Annotated in this window: 15 protein-coding genes and 1 pseudogene; 6 read left to right on the forward strand and 10 right to left on the reverse strand. The window is 64.4% G+C overall.

Annotation, left to right across the window (positions count from 1 at the left end):
* Position 1: 1 nt before the first annotated feature.
* The 8 genes from gdhA to EPO50_RS23540 all read right to left on the reverse strand — a co-directional run bounded on the left by gdhA (position 2) and on the right by EPO50_RS23540 (position 9,329).
* Positions 2 to 1,345: an NADP-specific glutamate dehydrogenase gene (gene gdhA / locus EPO50_RS23505; protein ID WP_296348056.1), complete on the reverse strand. Its 1,344-nt coding sequence runs from the start codon at positions 1,343 to 1,345 to the stop codon at positions 2 to 4.
* Between the two features lie 89 nt (positions 1,346 to 1,434).
* Positions 1,435 to 2,451, reverse strand: a complete 1,017-nt coding sequence (locus EPO50_RS23510; RefSeq protein ID WP_296348057.1) for an ABC transporter ATP-binding protein — start codon at positions 2,449 to 2,451, stop codon at positions 1,435 to 1,437.
* Positions 2,448 to 3,455 carry an ABC transporter ATP-binding protein gene (locus tag EPO50_RS23515; RefSeq protein ID WP_296348059.1) on the reverse strand — a complete coding sequence of 336 codons (1,008 nt, stop codon included), beginning with the start codon at positions 3,453 to 3,455 and terminating at the stop codon, positions 2,448 to 2,450. The genes EPO50_RS23510 and EPO50_RS23515 overlap by 4 nt, the downstream gene beginning before the upstream one ends.
* Before the next feature lie 2 nt (positions 3,456 to 3,457).
* Positions 3,458 to 4,333, reverse strand: a complete 876-nt coding sequence (locus EPO50_RS23520) for an ABC transporter permease (RefSeq protein ID WP_296348061.1) — start codon at positions 4,331 to 4,333, stop codon at positions 3,458 to 3,460.
* 1 nt (position 4,334) lies between these two features.
* The gene (locus EPO50_RS23525; protein WP_296348063.1) at positions 4,335 to 5,276 is read right to left on the reverse strand and encodes an ABC transporter permease; all 942 of its coding nucleotides are present in this window, start codon (positions 5,274 to 5,276) and stop codon (positions 4,335 to 4,337) included.
* Between the two features lie 22 nt (positions 5,277 to 5,298).
* Positions 5,299 to 6,879, reverse strand: coding sequence for an ABC transporter substrate-binding protein (locus EPO50_RS23530; RefSeq protein ID WP_296348065.1), 1,581 nt, complete (start codon positions 6,877 to 6,879; stop codon positions 5,299 to 5,301).
* A gap of 79 nt (positions 6,880 to 6,958) precedes the next feature.
* Positions 6,959 to 8,431 carry a M81 family metallopeptidase gene (locus EPO50_RS23535; protein WP_296348067.1) on the reverse strand — a complete coding sequence of 491 codons (1,473 nt, stop codon included), beginning with the start codon at positions 8,429 to 8,431 and terminating at the stop codon, positions 6,959 to 6,961.
* Positions 8,432 to 8,438: 7 nt separating this feature from the next.
* Positions 8,439 to 9,329 carry a polysaccharide deacetylase family protein gene (locus EPO50_RS23540; protein WP_296348069.1) on the reverse strand — a complete coding sequence of 297 codons (891 nt, stop codon included), beginning with the start codon at positions 9,327 to 9,329 and terminating at the stop codon, positions 8,439 to 8,441.
* A gap of 125 nt (positions 9,330 to 9,454) precedes the next feature.
* Here EPO50_RS23540 and EPO50_RS23545 point away from each other — a divergent pair, with 125 nt between their 5' ends.
* The 4 genes from EPO50_RS23545 to EPO50_RS23560 all read left to right on the forward strand — a co-directional run bounded on the left by EPO50_RS23545 (position 9,455) and on the right by EPO50_RS23560 (position 13,935).
* Positions 9,455 to 11,194 carry an iron ABC transporter permease gene (locus EPO50_RS23545; protein WP_296348071.1) on the forward strand — a complete coding sequence of 580 codons (1,740 nt, stop codon included), beginning with the start codon at positions 9,455 to 9,457 and terminating at the stop codon, positions 11,192 to 11,194.
* A gap of 55 nt (positions 11,195 to 11,249) precedes the next feature.
* Positions 11,250 to 12,263: an extracellular solute-binding protein gene (locus EPO50_RS23550; RefSeq protein ID WP_296348073.1), complete on the forward strand. Its 1,014-nt coding sequence runs from the start codon at positions 11,250 to 11,252 to the stop codon at positions 12,261 to 12,263.
* Positions 12,260 to 13,366 carry an ABC transporter ATP-binding protein gene (locus EPO50_RS23555; protein ID WP_296348075.1) on the forward strand — a complete coding sequence of 369 codons (1,107 nt, stop codon included), beginning with the start codon at positions 12,260 to 12,262 and terminating at the stop codon, positions 13,364 to 13,366. The genes EPO50_RS23550 and EPO50_RS23555 overlap by 4 nt, the downstream gene beginning before the upstream one ends.
* Positions 13,367 to 13,485: 119 nt before the next feature.
* A complete protein-coding gene (locus tag EPO50_RS23560; RefSeq protein WP_296348077.1) occupies positions 13,486 to 13,935 on the forward strand; it encodes an ester cyclase in 450 nt (149 codons plus the stop codon).
* Here EPO50_RS23560 and EPO50_RS23565 read toward each other — a convergent pair.
* Positions 13,932 to 15,116, reverse strand: coding sequence for an aminotransferase class V-fold PLP-dependent enzyme (locus tag EPO50_RS23565; RefSeq protein WP_296348079.1), 1,185 nt, complete (start codon positions 15,114 to 15,116; stop codon positions 13,932 to 13,934). The two genes, EPO50_RS23560 and EPO50_RS23565, sit on opposite strands and share 4 nt — an antisense overlap.
* A gap of 57 nt (positions 15,117 to 15,173) precedes the next feature.
* Between EPO50_RS23565 and EPO50_RS23570 the strand changes: the two genes are divergently transcribed.
* Together EPO50_RS23570 and EPO50_RS23575 are read left to right on the forward strand one after the other, a co-directional pair.
* Positions 15,174 to 16,136 (forward strand): Gfo/Idh/MocA family oxidoreductase, encoded by a 963-nt coding sequence (locus EPO50_RS23570; RefSeq protein WP_296348081.1) that lies wholly within the window; start codon positions 15,174 to 15,176, stop codon positions 16,134 to 16,136.
* Between the two features lie 7 nt (positions 16,137 to 16,143).
* Positions 16,144 to 16,874, forward strand: a pseudogene (locus EPO50_RS23575) (SDR family NAD(P)-dependent oxidoreductase).
* Between the two features lie 18 nt (positions 16,875 to 16,892).
* Here the strand turns inward: EPO50_RS23575 and EPO50_RS23585 are convergent.
* Positions 16,893 to 17,153 carry a hypothetical protein gene (locus tag EPO50_RS23585; RefSeq protein ID WP_296348083.1) on the reverse strand — a complete coding sequence of 87 codons (261 nt, stop codon included), beginning with the start codon at positions 17,151 to 17,153 and terminating at the stop codon, positions 16,893 to 16,895.
* Positions 17,154 to 17,187: the final 34 nt, after the last annotated feature.

Here is a 17,187-nt window from a genome sequence, read left to right on the forward strand (position 1 = left end):
CTCACACCACGCCGAAGGCGCGCATGGCTTCGGCGACGCGGATGAAGCCCGCGATGTTGGCGCCCAGCACGTAGTTGCCAGGGGAACCGTATTCATCGGCGACCTCGGCGCAGCGGTCATGGATGCCATTCATGATGCCGGCCAGACGCTCTTCCGTGGCCTCGAAGCTCCAGGAGTCGCGCGAGGCGTTCTGCTGCATTTCGAGCGCGCTGGTCGCTACGCCGCCGGCATTGGTCGCCTTGCCCGGCCCGAACAACACTCCGGCCTCGAGGAACAGCCGCACCGCCTCGGGCGTGCAGGGCATGTTCGCCCCCTCGCCGACCGCCAGCACCTTGTTCTTCACCAGGGTCCGCGCGTCACGCCCCGTCAGCTCGTTCTGCGTCGCCGACGGCATGGCGATATTCGCCGGCACGTCCCAGATGCAGCCGCCGGGAACGTAGGTGGCGCCGGCTCCACGCTGCTTGGCATAGTCCTCTACCCGGCCGCGCCGCTTCTCCTTGATCTCCTTCAGGAGGTCGAGGTCGATCCCGGCTTCGTCGAGGACATAGCCGTTGGAGTCCGAACAAGCGATGACCTTGCCGCCCAGCTCCGCCACCTTCTCGATCGTGTAGATCGCAACGTTGCCGGCGCCCGACACGATCACTTTCTTGCCATCGAAGCTCTGGCCGCGCGTGCCGAGCATGCGCTCGACGAAGTAAACGGCGCCGTAACCCGTGGCCTCCGTGCGCACCCGCGAACCGCCCCAGGCCAGCCCCTTGCCCGTAAGCACGCCGGACTCGTAGCGATTGCTCATGCGCTTGTACTGGCCGAACATGTAGCCGATCTCGCGCTGGCCCACGCCGATGTCGCCCGCCGGCACGTCGGTGTACTCGCCGAGGTGGCGCGACAGCTCGGTCATGAACGACTGGCAGAAGCGCATGACCTCGCCGGTCGACCGGCCCTTGGGATCGAAGTCGGAGCCGCCCTTGCCGCCGCCGATCGGCATGCCCGTCAGGGCATTCTTGAAGACCTGCTCGAAGCCCAGGAACTTCACCGTGCCGAGATAGACCGTGGGATGAAACCGCAGCCCGCCCTTGAAGGGGCCGAGGGCAGAATTGAACTGCACGCGGAAGCCGCGATTGATCTGCACCTGGCCACGATCGTCGACCCACGGCACACGAAAGATGATCTGCCGCTCCGGCTCGCAGATACGCTCGATCAACGCATCTTCGGCGTAATCCGGATGTTTCGCGATCACTGCGCCAAGACTGTCGAGCACCTCGCGCACCGCCTGATGAAACTCTTCCTCGCCGGGATTGCGGCGCAGCACATCGGCAAAAATCGGCTCCAGCTTTTCATCGAGCATTTTCTGTAGGCACTCCTATCGGCATGGAGGCCGAGGAGCACCCGCACGTGTGCCCAAGCAAGAGACACAACGACGCACAGAGAACGAACTTACGGCGAGAGAGGACCCGGATCGCCGCCGACAGGACGACGCAGGCAGGCGACGTGATGGCCTTCCGCCACTTCGATCAGCGGCGGCGCCGTCACCTTGCACTCGGCGATCGCATAGGGACACCGCGTATGGAAGTGGCAGCCGGGCGGTGGCTTGGCCGGGCTCGGCACGTCGCCCTGCACGATGCGCTTGCGCTGACGGCGTCGCTTGGGATCGGGCGCGGTCGCGGCCGAGAGCAGCGCCTCGGTGTAGGGGTGCAGTGGCTGCGTGAAGAGCGTGCGCTTGGGCGCCAGTTCGACGATGCGGCCGAGATACATCACGGCGATGCGGTGGCTGATGTGCCGCATCACCGCGAGATCGTGGCTGATGAAGAGATAGGCGAGGCCATATTCCTCCTGCAGGTCGATCAGCAGGTTCAATACCTGCGCCTGCACCGAGACGTCGAGCGCGGAGACCGGCTCGTCGGCCACGATCACGTCGGGATTGACCGACAACGCCTTGGCGATGCCCAACCGCTGACGCTGGCCACCGGAAAATTCATGCGCGTACTTGCGCATCGCCTCAGGCCGGAGCCCGACCCGCCGGAAGAGCTGTGCGACCTTCTCGTCGCGCGCCGCGCCGTGGGCGATGCCGAAATTCTCCAGCGGCTCACCCACGATCGTGCCTGAGGGCAAGCGCGGGTTCATCGACGAATACGGATCCTGGAAGATCGTCTGGATGCGCCGGCGATGGGCCCACATGGCGCCCGGCTTCAGATGGGTGATGTCCTCGCCGCCCAGCGCAATGCGTCCGGCCGTCGGCTCGATCAGCTTCAGGACGACCTTGCCGATCGTCGACTTGCCGCAACCGGACTCGCCCACCAGGCCGAGCGTCTCGCCGCGACGGATCGAGAAGGAGACGCCGTCGACCGCCCTCACCTCGCCGACCCGGCGCTGCAGCAGACCGCCATGGATCGGGAAGTGCTTTACGAGACCTTCGACCTTGAGGACCGGCTGGGTATCGAGCTTGTCGCTCATGCCGAGGCCCTCACGCGCTCGACTTCCCAGCAGGCGACGGTATGGCCCGCGCTGCCCTCGACCAGGGGCGGCGCCTCGCTGCGGCAGCGGTCGGTGGCGAAGCCACAGCGCGGCGCGAAAGCACAGCCAATGATGGGTTTGGTGAGGATCGGCACCAGGCCGGGGATTTCCTGCAGACGTGGCCGCGTGCCGGCGATATCGGCCTCGACATCGAGACGCGGGATCGCCCGCATCAGGCCGCGCGTATAGGGATGCAGCGGCTCGGCGAACAGCGCCTCGACCGACGCCTCCTCGACCTTGCGACCGGCATACATCACCACGACACGCTCCGTGGTCTCGGCAACGACACCGAGATCGTGGGTGATCAGCACGATCGCCGTGCCGGTCTTCTCCTTGAGCTCGATCATGAGATCGAGGATCTGTGCCTGGATGGTGACGTCGAGCGCCGTCGTGGGCTCATCGGCTATCAAGACCTGCGGATCGCAGCTGAGCGCCATGGCGATCATCACGCGCTGGCGCATGCCGCCAGAAAGCTGGTGCGGATACTCGTCAAGGCGGCGGCGGGCATCGGCGATGCGCACCAGATCCAGCATCTCGCGCGCCCGATCGCGCGCGGCCGACCAGGGCACATGGAGATGGCGCACGACGTTTTCGGCGATCTGCGTGCCGACCGTCAGCACCGGATTGAGGCTGGTCATCGGCTCCTGGAAGATCATGGAGATGCGATGCCCGCGCAGACGCTTCATCTCCTCTTCGGAGAGCCTCGTGAGTTCCTCGCCTTCGAACTTGATCGAGCCAGAGGCGATGCGGCCGGTCTCCGGCGGGATCAGCCGCAGGATCGACATCGCCGTCACCGACTTGCCGCAGCCGGACTCGCCTACGATGCCCAGGGTCTCACCGCGCGCGACATGGAAGGACACGCCATCGACGGCCCGGACGATGCCGTCCAACGTACGAAACTGCGTATGCAGGTCGCGAACTTCGAGGATAGAGGCTTCGGCCATGGTCAGAGCCGCCTCGCCAGTCGCGGATCGAGCCGGTCGCGCAGCCCATCGCCCAGCAGGTTCACCGCCAGCACGGTGACGGCCAGGAACGCCCCCGGAATCAGGATGGTCCAGGGCGCAATCTGAAAATAGGTGCGGCCCTGGGCAATGATGTTGCCCCAGCTCGGGATTTCCGGCGGCACGCCGGCACCCAGGAAACTGAGGCCCGCCTCGATCAGCATGGCCGAGGCGCAGACATAGGTCGATTGTACGATCAGTGGCGCCAGCGTGTTGGGCAGCACATGACGCCACAGGAGCTTCAGGTTCTTCGTGCCACCGGCGATGGCGCTTTCGATATAGGGCTGGGCGCGGATCGACAGCACCACGGCGCGTACGACACGCACGATGCGGGGCACTTCGGGGATGACGATGGCCACGATCACGATGCCGAGGCCCGGCCGCGACAGGGTGATGAGCGCGATGGCGAGCAGGATCGAGGGGATCGCCATCAACCCGTCCATGATTCGCATGACGATCCCGTCGACCTTGCGGAAGTAACCGCAAGCAAGTCCCAGCGCGAGGCCCAGCACGCTCGAAAAGGCAGCCACCGAGAGGCCGACGATCAGGGAGACGCGCGCGCCGTAGATCGTCCGTGAAAAGACGTCCCGGCCGAACTGATCCGTGCCGAACCACCAGCGCTCCGACGGCGGGCGAAGCCGGTTCACGGGCGACAGCTTCAAGGGGTCATTGGGCGCGATGAAGGGCGCGAAGACCGCCATGATGATCAGCGCCGCCAGCAGCACGGCACCGAAGGCAATCGTGGGATTGCGCCGTACCGCGGTCCACAGCGAGAAACGGCGCGTGGCCGGCAGGTCGAGATCGTCGGCGACAACGGCCATGTCAGTACCGGATCCGCGGATCGAGGAAGGCGTAGGAAATGTCGATGATCAGGTTCACCAGCACCTTGGCGCCGGCAAAGACCAGGATCAGCCCCTGCACCACCGGATAGTCGCGCTTCAGCACGGCATCGACCGTGAGGCGTCCCAGGCCCGGAATGTTGAACACGGTCTCGGTGATGACGACCCCGGAGATCAGGAGCGCGATGCCGATGCCAATCACCGTGACGATCGGCACGGCGGCATTCTTCAAGGCATGCAGCAGCAGCACGCGGTCTGTCGCCAGGCCCTTGGAATTGGCGGTGCGGATATAGTCTTGGGCCAGCACCTCGAGCATGGAGGCCCGCGTGATGCGGGCGATCAACGCCATGTAGGTGATGCCCAGCGCCACCGAAGGCAGGATCAGGCTTTCGACGAAGGGCCAAAAGCCTTGCTTGATTGGTGCGTAGCCCTGCACCGGCAAGAGCTGCCACTGCACGGCGAAGAAGTAGATCAGGATATAGGCCAGCACGAAGGTCGGCATCGCAAAGCCCAGCACGGCGAAGGCCATGGCCAGGCGATCGACCAGCTTACGCGCCTTCCAGGCCGCCACGACGCCGATGGGAACGGCGAGCGCAACCGCCACGAACAGCGTTGAGAGCGTGAGCGCCACCGTCGGCTCCAGCCGCTGGGCAATCAGGCGTGTCACGGCGAGGTTCGAGAAGATCGACACGCCCATGTCGCCCTGCAGGAGCTGGCCCACCCAGACGACGAACTGCTCGACCATCGGCCGGTCGAGCCCGAGCTTGACGCGCACGGCCGCAATCGATTCGGCCGTGGCATCGTCGCCTGCGATGATCGCAGCGGGATCACCCGGTGCGAATCGCAGCAGGAAAAAGACAAACAGCGCCACCACCGCCATCACCGGCAGGGTGGCGAAGAGACGGCGCACGATATAGGAGGTCATGCGCCGTTACGCTTAACGGATTTCACTTCTTGGTAATACCCCAGAGCACGGCGAGGCCGGTGTTCGGCACGACGTTGTCGATCTTGTCGCCGCGGAAGGCGATCGGCGTATCCCATTGACCGAACGGCAGGAACACGACCTGCTCCATCGCGCGGGTCTGCAGCTCCTTGGCGATCTTCTTGCGCTCCTCCTCGGTCGCCGCCATGCCGAAGGCATTGCGCAGCTTCTCGACTTCGGGATCGCACGGCCAGCCGAACAGGCCCTTGTCGCAGGCAGCACCGATCCAGGTGTGCAGGACAGGATTGGACGAACCGACGCCACCCGAGGTGGTGACGAAGATATTCCAGCCGCCTTGCGCGGGCGGCTCCTTCTTGGCACGGCGAGTCACGACCGAGCCCCAGTCCATCGACTGCGCATCGACGTTGATGCCGGCTTCGCGCATCGCTTGGACCAGCACCTGCGTTGCCGGGGTGATGGTGGCGTGGTCGGTGGCCGAGAGCACGGTGATCGGCTCGCCCTTGTAACCAGCCTCCTTGAGCAGCTGCAGCGCCTTCTTCGGGTTGTACTCCTTCATGAGTTCGCTGCCGCCGTCGTTCTCGTAGGGACCGCCGCAGGTCAGCAGTCCTTTGCAGACCCGGTAGAATTTCGGATCGCCGACGATGGTGCGCAGGAAGTCTTCCTGGTTGATCAGGTAGTACATCGCCTGCCGCGCCTTCACGTTGTCGAACGGCGGGTGGAGATGGTTCAGCCGGATCATGCCCTGCGTGCTGTCGATCTTGCCGGTCTTCATCAGCTTCACGCCGCGCGCCTTCTCGAGCAACGGCAGGAAGTCGTTGGTCGGCTGCTCGTAGAAGTCGATCTCGCCGTTGATCAGCGCCGACATGGTGGTCTGCGGATCGGAGATCCAAACCAGCTCGATGCGATCGACGCCGGGAATCTTAGCACCCGCAAAGGAGGACGGCGCCTCAGTGCGCGGCACATAGTCCTTGTTCTTGAGATAGACCGCCTTGCTGCCCGGAACCCACTGATCCTTGGCAAACATATAGGGACCGGAGCCGACGGCCTCCTTCACCTGCTGCTGCGGATCGGTCAGGGCATCCTTCTCGCGCATGATAGCGGCGATCGAGCTCTGGCTCTTGCCCAGCGACTCCAGGACCATGCCGTAAGGTTCCCGCAGGACCATGGTGAAGGTCTTGTCGTCGACCGGCTCCATCTTTGTGACGAAGCCCATCAGGCGCTGGCCGACACCGTCCTTGGCGCCCCAGCGCTTCAGTGAAGCGATGACGTCCTTGGTCGTGACCGGCGAGCCGTCGTGGAACTTGAGCCCGTCGCGCAGCGTGAAGGTGTAGGTGAGCCGATCAGGGCTGATCTCGTACTTGCCCACCATCTGCGGCTGCGGCTTCTGGTTGCCATCATTGCCGAACAGCGTGTCGTAGATCAGCGCGCCATGGATGTTGGCGATCGTCTGGGTGGTCCACACCGGATCGATGACGCGCACGTCAGCGTGCATCACCGCCTTGAGCACCTTTTCCTGCGCCTGCACGTCGGCGGCTGCAAAAGGCACGGCCAGCGCGAGCGCGCCGGCGAGAATACGCCTGAACATACGAAAGTCTCCCTTACTCCCCTCATTTAGTATGCAAAGCCGTTGTCGTGCTTGTCCAGCACGACGCACGGCGCGGAGATCAGAAGATCAGCCCGCGCGGCTTGGCATCCGGATCAAGCGGCCAGATCGGGCGCTCGACCTTTTGGTAGGGGACCTTGCGGTGGTCGCGGCGTAGCGGACCGCTCGATTCGACGTAAATGACCTTCTTGGCGATCGGGCCGTAGGCCGCCATGAAGTGATTGGTCGACTTCACCACCACGATCTTGCGCTCGCGCGGATCGATTCCGAGGTTGGTGAAGAGTTCCAAGCCCGTTGCCTGCGTGCGATTCGCAATTAAAACGACCTCTACGCCGTCGATACGCACAGCCGCACAATCGCCGACCGATACCTGAGTCGGCCCGAAGCTTTGCCAGGCATCGCGCTTGAGACCGATCACCTCGACTTCGGCATCAACCGGCTGGCCCGAGCTCGGCGCAATCTTGCCGCCAAATCGGAGGCCCATCTTGGCGCCGAGGCCGGCATCGAAGCAGAGGCGCACGGCGATCGGATCCCAGATCGGACCGAGGCAGGCATTCTCGACCTTCTTCTCGATCAGATGGCGCAGGATGTCGGTGTTGTCCGACGGTGCGCCGCCGCCGGCATTGTCGGCTGGATCGGCGATCACCACCGGCAGGTCGTTGAAGGCGACACCCTCCCCTACGCCGGCGGCAACGTCGAACGACGGCGGCTGGGTCTTGCCGCGCAGGCTCACCAGCTCCTCACCGAGTGTCGTCGCGAGCGCATCTGCCTTCTTCTTGTCGCCGTCGGCAATCACCAGCACGCGCGTGCCGATTTCGGGCACGTCGCCATAGGGAAAGCAATGTGCGATCGAGACGGACAGGATGCCGTCCTTGCCCTCCATCGCCTTGATGCGATCGACCAGGCCACGCATCGGCTGGATGGTCGTGGGATAGCTCTGGATCTGCCGACAGTCGTAGACCGACATCACCGGCTTCACCTTGCCGCGCAGGGTGGCGAGCACGAGGTCGAGCACGTCTTCCGCCCGCTCGACGACGTCGGTATGCGGGAATTCCTTATAGAGCACGACGATGTCGGCGCCGGCGATGCGCTTCAAGGTAAGATGGCAGTGCGGGTCTAGTTCTACGCCGATCACGCATTTCGGACCGACGATGGCGCGGGCACGTTCGATGATGTCACCTTCGACGTCGTCGTAACCGTGCGCCACCATGGCGCCGTGCAGGCCGAGCAGCAATCCATCGACCGGCAGGGCCGCCTTGAGCTGGCCCAGGATCTCGTCGCGCATGGTCTCATAGTCGGCACGGTTGGTCGTGCCAGCGGGACTGGCGGCAAAGCAGCTTCCTTCGATCAGCTCGAAGCCTTCCGCCTTGGCGCGAGCGCGTCCGACGAACAGCGGCGCGGTGCACATACGCGGCGCATCGGTCGGATGTTCGCCAGCTCGAAAGAACACCGACTCGCGGTAATTCTCGATGCTGGTGGGGAGCGGAGAGAAAGTGTTGGTCTCGGTGGCAAGCGTGGCCGTGAAAAGACGCATGGAACTCCTAGGGGACAATGCCGGCGGGTAAGGAAATACAGTGTCGGGCGATGGCGCCCGGCGTGGTGAGCCAGATCGCGTCGCGCTGCGCGGCGATGTGCCGGAGCGCGCGCTTGAGATGCCGCAAGCGGTGCGGCTGGCCGACGATATAGGCGTGCAGCGCGACGCCCATGACAAGCGGCCGTGCTTGCGACAGCTCCAGCATCTCGTCGAACTGGTCGACGATGATGTCGGCGAATTGCTCGGCGCCATCCTTGCGGACGACGATCGAAGGAATGTCGTTCGCTTCCTGTGGATAGGGCACCGAGAGGATCTTCTTGCCGTCGCGGCAGCGGAACCAGACCGGCTGGTCGTCCATGCACCAGTCGAGATGGTAGCTGTAGCCGGCATGGGCCAGTACGTCGGGCGTGGCGTGGCTTTGCGATATCCACGGCCCCAGCCAACCTTCCGGCGTCTTCCCTTCTTCGTTCGCGATGCGGCTCGTCACTTCCGCTATGAGCTGTCGCTCCTCAGCCTCGCCGAGCACGCCCTGACGCTCGGCATTGGTGCGGCCGTGCCCCACGATCTCGTCGCCGCGGGCACGGCAGGCTGCTACGAGCTGTGGCGCATGATCGTACATGGCGCTGTTCACGAGCGCCGCCATCGGCAGATCGAGAGCATCGAACGCATCGAGCATGTACCAGGCGCCGACCCGGTTGCCGTAGTCGCGCCACGCATAATTGAGCACGTCGGGCTGCGGTCCTGCGGGCACCAGTTCCGCACCCAGCCCATCGCCAAAGGTGAAATGTTCGAGGTTCAGAGCGAAATAAACGGCCAGCCTGCGATTGTCGGGCCAGACGTAATCCTTGCGTCCACGCAGGGGGACATAGTCGTAGCGGTCGTGAGAACGAAGCTTCATCAGCAAAACGTAGCGTCTGATTTGCCGATGGGCTACGATTTCACCAACGATGAAGAAGCCGCCGGCGCCGCCTGCGGACGATCGTGGGAGGGAATCGAGCGTTGACGGCGACGAGTGCTACCGCATTGCCTGCGTCTGATGAGGTCCGACCGGCACCCCGCCGTTGGGGTGCGCCGCTTTGGGTCGGCGCGCTGCTGATCGTCCTTGCCTTCCTTGTCCTCTATCCGCTGTTGATGCTGGTCTTCGGCGCGCTGAGCGACTCCAATCCGGTGGTCGACGGCTTCGGCGCTTTCCGGCCTTCGGTGAAGCACTTCATCGACGTGCTCGGAAACGAGAACGTCCACCTCGCCTTCTTCAACGCGCTGGCAGCCTGTGGTGGCGGCACCATCCTGGCCGTGGTGATCGGGCTCGCCTTCTCCTGGATCGTCGTGCGCACGGATACGCCTTTCAAAGGCTTCATTGCCGGCGCCAGTATGATCCCGCTGTTTGTGCCGCCGCTGGTCGCCGGCGTCGCCTGGGGAATCCTGGGCTCGCCCAAGACCGGCCTGCTCAACACCGTGCTGAAGTGGGTCGGCATCGATTTTCGCTTCGACTTCTATTCGATGTCGGGCCTGATCCTCGTTTTCGGCATGTACTACGCGCCCTACGTCTACATGTTCACCGCCTCGGCGCTGCGGAACATGGATCCAAGCCTCGAGGAAGCATCCGAAGTTTCCGGCGCCTCGGCCTTCACGACGCTGTTCACCGTCACCTTCCCGCTGATCGCGCCGGCAATCCTGGCGGGCTCGCTGCTCTCCTTCGTGGTTATGCTGGGCATCTACGGCGTGCCAGCTGCTCTGGGCGCACCAGCCAATATCAGTGTGCTCACGACCTACATCTTCAAGCTCACCGCCTGGAGCCCGCCGCTCTACAACACCGCTGCGGCGGTCGCGATCCTGCTGATGGTGGTGACGGCAATCCTCGTCTGGGCGCAGCAGCGCGTGCTGTCGGGCAAGAGCTTCGCCACCGTCGCCGGCAAGGCCTTCCGGCCGCGTCCCCTGAAGCTCGGCCGCTGGCGCTGGTTCACCTTCAGTCTGGCGCTCATCTATATCTTCGTGGTGGTCGTGCTGCCGACCCTGGCGCTGATCATCGCTGCGTTCCGAAAGTTCCTGTTCATCAAGGACTTCGACGCGCTGTTCGACGCCAAGGCCTATAGCTGGGTGCACTTCAACAGCGTCTTCGACAATCCGCTGACCATGCTGTCGATCTGGAACACCATGAAGGTCGGCGTGCTGACCGCTCTGGTGGGCGGCGCCCTGGCTTTCGCCATCGGCTACACGGTCAACCGCACCCAGGTTTCCGGTCGCCGCTCGATCGACCTGCTGGCGACCTTGCCCGTGGCCATTCCGGGTCTCGTCGTCGGCGTCGCCTATCTCTGGGCTTGGATCGGGCTCCCAGGCGGCCTCTACGGCACGATCTGGATCCTCGCGCTGGCCTTCGTTGCGCGCTTCATGCCTGACACGGTGAAGGCGCTCTCGACCTCCTTCATGCAGATCCACAAGGAACTGGAAGAAGCCGCCTGGATCTGCGGCCGCGGCATGCTCGGCACCATCCGCACCATCGTGCTGCCGCTGGCACGGCCGGGTGTCGTGGCCTCGATGACACTCCTGTTCGTGCTGGCGATTCGTGAGCTCGGCTCGTCGCTCTTCCTCTACACCAGCGACACGACCGTGATGGCGGTGTTGCTGCTCGACTATTACGAGGGCGGAAACGTCGGCAAGACTGCCGCCTTCAGTCTCGTGCAGACCGTGCTGCTGGCCGTCCTGCTCGGGATCACTACCTGGCTTTCCCGTGACGCCGCGCAAGGCAGCGCGCGAGTAGGTTAATCAACTCGGCTGACGAATAAGGACAACGGAGGATATGCCTATGTATCGCAGGACTATGACCGCAACCGCCATCGGGCTGGCGCTGGGCCTTATCGGCCTGCCGGCAATGGCGCAGACCCAGTTCGGCTCCAAGGAGCTGATCGCGGCCGCCGAGAAGGAAGGTCAGCTCACGCTCTACACCGCCGACTTCGCGGAGACGCAGCAGGAAGTCATCAAGGAATTCAACAAGGTCTTCCCGAAGATCAAGGTGGCGATGGTCCGCGCGCCGGGCGGCCAGCTCATCACCCGCATCAAGACCGAAGCCGCTGCCGGCAAGCTCGGCGCCGACGTCGTGAACCATTCCGACCGCGGCCTGATGCTGGAACTTGCCGACCTCTTCCAGGACTACGCCCCGCCGAATGCCGCTGATTACCGCCCCGACGCGCTGGTCTCGCCCAAGCTGTGGCCGGGTGTCACCCTGGGCTGGGCTATCGCCTACAACACCCAGCTCGTGAAGAACGCGCCCAAGAGCTGGATGGATTTGCTGAAGCCCGAATACAAGAACAAGCAGATCGGCCAGGTGATCGGACCGTCGGGTGGCACGACCTGGACGCGCATCATGTTCGAGCGCCAGGTCCTCGGTGAAGACTATTGGAAGAAGCAGGCCGAAATCGGCATTGCGCTCTACCCGTCGGGGGCCCCGCTCTCCGATGCGCTGGTGCGTGGCGAAGTCTCGATCGCACCGCTGCTCTATAACATCATCTACACCAAGATCGTCGAAGGCGCTCCGGCCGAGGCAATCTTCGCCCCCGAAGGCGTGCCGATCGTTCCCTATGCCGATGGCATCACCAAGACGTCGAAGAGCCCGAATGCCGCAAAACTGTTCATGAACTGGCGCCTCTCCAAGGAAGGTCAGGCGTTCATGATCAACAAGCTCGGCAACATCACCTCCTTGAAGGAGCCGCCGGCCTTCCCGAAGGGTTGGGACCCCAAGAAGATCAAGGTCTGGGTGCCGAATTTCGAGGAGTTCTCCAAGCTGCGCGGAACCTGGATCGAAGAGTGGAACAAGACTTACGGCTATCGCCAGTGAGCTCCGCTCTTCTCATCGAGGACCTCGTAAAGCGGTTCGCGGCGGGCAAGCCCGCCGTGGACGGGGTGAATTTCGACGTGCCGGCCGGCGAGATCGTGGTGCTGCTCGGCCCTTCGGGTTGCGGCAAGACCACGACCTTGCGCTGTGTCGCGGGCCTCGAACATCCCACCGGCGGCCGCATCTCGATCGGCGGCCGCGTCGTGTCGGAGCCCGAGCGTAACCTGTTGGTGTCGCCACGCGAGCGCGACATCGGCATGGTGTTCCAGTCCTATGCCGTCTGGCCGCACATGACGGTGAAGCAGAACGTGGCCTATCCGCTGAAGCACCGGCGCAGCAGCAACGGCAGCGGGAACGTCGACACGAAGGTGCGAGAGACGCTCGAGCTGGTCGGTCTCGGTGACTATGCCGAACGGCCCGTGACGTCACTGTCGGGCGGCCAGATGCAGCGCGTGGCGCTGGCACGCAGCCTGGTCTACCGACCGCAGCTTCTGCTGCTCGACGAACCGCTGTCCAATCTCGATGCCAAGCTGCGCATCCGCCTGCGCGACGAGCTGCGGCGCATCCTGAAGCAGACCGGCATGACCGGCCTCTACGTGACGCACGACCAGGCCGAGGCCGTGGTGCTGGGCGACCGCATCGGCGTCATGCGCGAGGGCAAGCTGCTGCAGATGGCCCCGCCCGGCGAGATCTACAACAGACCGGCCGACTCCTTCGTCGCCAACTTCACCGGCGCCTCGAACGTGCTGTTGGGCAAGGTGTTGGAACGAAAGGGCGAGCGCGCGACCATCGATCTCGGCCAAGTTGGCCGCATCGAAGCCTGGACGCCGCAGCCCCTCGCTGCCGGCGACCGCGCGCGCGTGGCCTTGCGCGCCGAGAACATCCGGCTCGGCGAACGCGGGCCCGCCAACAGCTTCACCGGCCGCGTCGTCGAACGCCGCTATCAGGGCATGCAGACGGTCTACGACGTCGAATTTGGCGGTCAGAAGCTCGAGGTGCTGGAACTCGGCACGGCGGCCCGCCATCAAGATGGCGAAGTCGCCCTTACCTTGCCGCCCGACACCTGCTGGGCCTATCGCGACGAAGGTCAATCCGCGATCGATTGAATCGTGAGCGTGTCCGCGAAATTTATTCGCGGACGCCGGCGGATATTTTCCGATCCATGCGACGGACATGGTGCGGCCACGGACCAATCGTGGTCGCAACAGCGCGAAGGATCGTCATCATGTCCAAGGAACAGGAAAACAAGGCCATCGTCGGCCGCTGGTTCACGGAATTCTGGGGCAATCCCTGGAACCCAAAGGTCGTCGACGAACTCGCCGCCCCCGACATCCTGCTGCAATACTCACTGCATGCTCCCCGTCGCGGGCGTGAGGATGTGAAGAACTTCATGACCGACTTTCGTGAGGCCTTCCCGGATCTCGAGTTCGGTGGCGCGGCCGATCTCATTGCCGAAGGCGACTATGTCGTCGGCCAGTGGAAGGGCGGCGGCACGCATACCGGCCCGGCCTTCAGCGATTTCCTGATCGGATCGCTGCCGGCTGCCTCGGGCCGCAAGATGCGTTTCACCGGCACGACCGTCCTGCGCATCAAGGATGGCAAGGTCGCCGAGGAAATCGGCCTCGACGACGGCGTGACCGCCCTGCAGCAGCTCGGCATCCTGCGAGCGGCCTAAACTGACTGAAGCCCGGCACGGAGCGCCGCCGCCAGCGGCGCATCGTGCTCGGGCAGCAGGACCTGCGGATCGAGTGTCAGCACGCCACGCGCGGCGTGACGCTCGGAGAGATGCACGGGTGGATCACCCTTCTGCAAGCGGGCACTGATCGTCAGCGCATCGCGCACGGCTATCTCGAGGACGGGCACACGTCCCGTCTTCGCGGCCGGCACCAGCGCAACGTCAAAGCCGTTCAACGAGGCGGCAATGGCTTCGAGCCGCGTCTGAAGGGCCGCATTGGCAGCCGCGTCGTCGGCCTCGAGGAAACGATCGAGCGCCGTCAGCAGCCCGACGATCTCCTCCTTGCCGGCCTTGAATCCACGTCCGATGCCATGATGCGGCACGCCCCGCAGGTTGGCGCGATCGACCAGTTTGGGCGGTGTCCACGTGTCGGGCGCCACATCCATGTCGAGTTGCTGCAACAGCGCCGACGCGATGAGATCGCGCCTTCCCGTCAGGAAGCCCGACGCCTGCGGCCCACCCAGCGCCTTGCCACCGGAGAAAGCCACCAGATCGGCGCCCATGGCGATGAAGCGGCGGAGATTCTCCTTGGGCGGCAACTGCGCCGCTGCATCGACGATCAACGGAATGCCATGCGCCTTGCAGACCGATACCGCTGTCGGCAGGTCGGCGAGGCTCGTGGCGTTGGCCGAGAAGAACACCGCGACGACCGACGGCGAGAGCGCCGTCTCGATCTCCCAGGCTTCAAGGCCGCGCACACCAGCCCCGGTGCCACGATCATTGTGCCCGATATCGACCAGTCGCGCACCGGAGGCCGCCAGCGCATGGGCATAGCCGGTGCGCTGGGTACGCGGTACCAGGATGTCACGCGGAAAGGCGTCGGCGTGCGGCAGGGCCGCCATCTTGGCCACGTCCCAACGCGCAATCGAAGCGGCAGCCGCGAGGGTAAGCGCCGCGGCCGCGCCCGTGGTCACCATCCCCGCCTCCGCGCCCGTCGCCTGGGCGATACGCCGGCTCGCGGCATCCTGCAGCTCGCCGATATCGACCGACGCGCGCGAAGCTGCCGCCATCGCCTCGACCACCTCTGGCGCCATCACCGCGCCACCCAGACGCGTCAGCGCACCGGCGGCGTTGATTCGGCGACGCACGCCCAGCGCCGCATAGGGATCCGATCCTGTCATCGGGCGAGCTTAACGCAAGATCGCCCTAATCAGGCAAATTGCGCTACGCTTGGCGTCATGGTCAGGATCGGCATCCTGGGAGCAGGCGCGATGGGCGCCGTGCATGCGAGCGCCTACGCCGGCATGGACGACGTCGAGGTCGTCGGTGTCTCGGCGCGTAGCCTGGACCGTGCACGGCTGGTCGCAGATATCTGCAAGGCCAAGCCATTCGACGATCCTCGCCTGCTGATCGAAAGCGCCGATATCGATGCCATCGACGTTTGCCTGCCGAGCGCGATTCACGGGAAATTCGTCGTCTCGGCTCTGAACTGCGGCAAGCATGTCTTCTGTGAGACGCCTATGGCACTGGGGATGTCTGCCGCGCAGGGAATGCGCGCCGCCGCGCGCAAGGCCAATCGGCTTCTGCAGATCGGGCTGCTCATGCGATCGGTTGGTGCCTACGAGCACGTAAAGGCGGTTGTGACGTCAGGTGAACATGGCCGCTTGATCAGTCTCTCGACATGGCGGCTGAGCTCCTACCTGCATCCGGACGCACCAGATCGCAAATCACACTATACCGACCCAACAACCGAGCTGATGACATTCGACTTGGATGTCGTGCAATGGCTGATGGGCGCACCCGAGCGACTCTCGGCCTCGGGCGATGGCGATATCACCGCCTTGCTCGACTATGGCGATGGCCGGCACGCGACGGTCACGGCGAGTGGCCTGATGCCGACGGGTTTCCCATTCACAGTTGGTTTTCGAGCCCTGTTCGAACGTGCTGTGTTCGGGCTGGAAACCGTCTTCTCCGAGATGCCGCCGCGCAGCACGTTCACCATCGCCACTGGCAACGCGCCAGCCAAAGCCGTCGCGATATCGGGGCGCGACCCTTACGTGGCCGAACTGCGCCATTTCGTCGACTGCATTGCCGGCAAGGCGGATCCTTCTCTGCTTGATGCCGACCGAGCCATCGAGGCGCTTAATCTTTCGCTGGCGACGCAACGCGCCCTTGCCGAAGGCGGACCAGTCACGCTCTAAGGGCCGGATGGATTACGAACTTCGCGGCAAGACGTGTCTTGTCACCGGGGCAAGCTCCGGAATCGGCGCCGGCGTCGCACGGCTTCTCGCCCAACAAGGAGCCCGCGTCGCCGCCACAGCCCGGCGCGCCGACAAGATCGCACCTCTCGACGGCGTAACGGCCATCACGGGCGACGTCACCGACACGAAGGACCTTGCACGCATTGTCGACGAAGCCACGAAAGCGCTGGGCCATATTGACATCCTGGCGAACTGCGCCGGCGGCTCGCGGCCAACAGGCCCCGATGCTGGCCAAGATGTCTGGGAAGAGGCTTTCGCCCTCAATTTCACGGCCGCGCGCCTTCTCACCAAGGCGCTGCTGCCGGCGATGCGGGCGCGCAAATGGGGCCGCATCATCAATATCAGCGGTTCGATGGAGCCGCGCGGGCTGAACGCCGCCATCGCGGCCAAGGCCGCTCTTCATCTCTGGGCCAAGGGCCTGTCGTGCGACGTTGCGGCTGACGGCGTGACGGTGAATACGATCCAGCCTGGCCGTATCAACTCCGAGCAGATCCTGCAAAGCTCCATCCGACCGAGGAAGCGCGTCGCAGCTTCATCGAGCGCAACATTCCGATCGGTTATTTCGGGGAGCCGGAAGACGTGGCGGGCCTCGTCGCCTTCCTCGCCTCGCCGGCGGCACGCTACATCACCGGCGCCGTGATCCCCGTCGACGGTGGCATGCACTACTTCGCGCACTGAGCGGACAGGCACTGCGGCTCAGCGTCGTATCAGCAGCGCAATAAAGGTCATTGCCGCCAAACCAGCGACACCTGCTGCCACGGCGAAGCCCAGGACCAGCAAAATCCGGCGACGCTGGTGCCGTACCTTGAGACGCCGCAGATATTCACCGCGGCTCATGCCTCCCGGAAAGTCGTACCTCTCGGGAGGCAACTGAATGTTGCGGGTTCCCACCCGCCATCCCCAGACACCACCCATTGCCGAAAAGACCGCCAGAACGATGGCTATTGTGGAAGTCATGCCCCTCCCCGGCGCCGCCCCTTGCTTGCTCTTT

The organism is Reyranella sp., assembly GCF_004297405.1.
Classification (GTDB): Bacteria; Pseudomonadota; Alphaproteobacteria; order Reyranellales; family Reyranellaceae; genus Reyranella.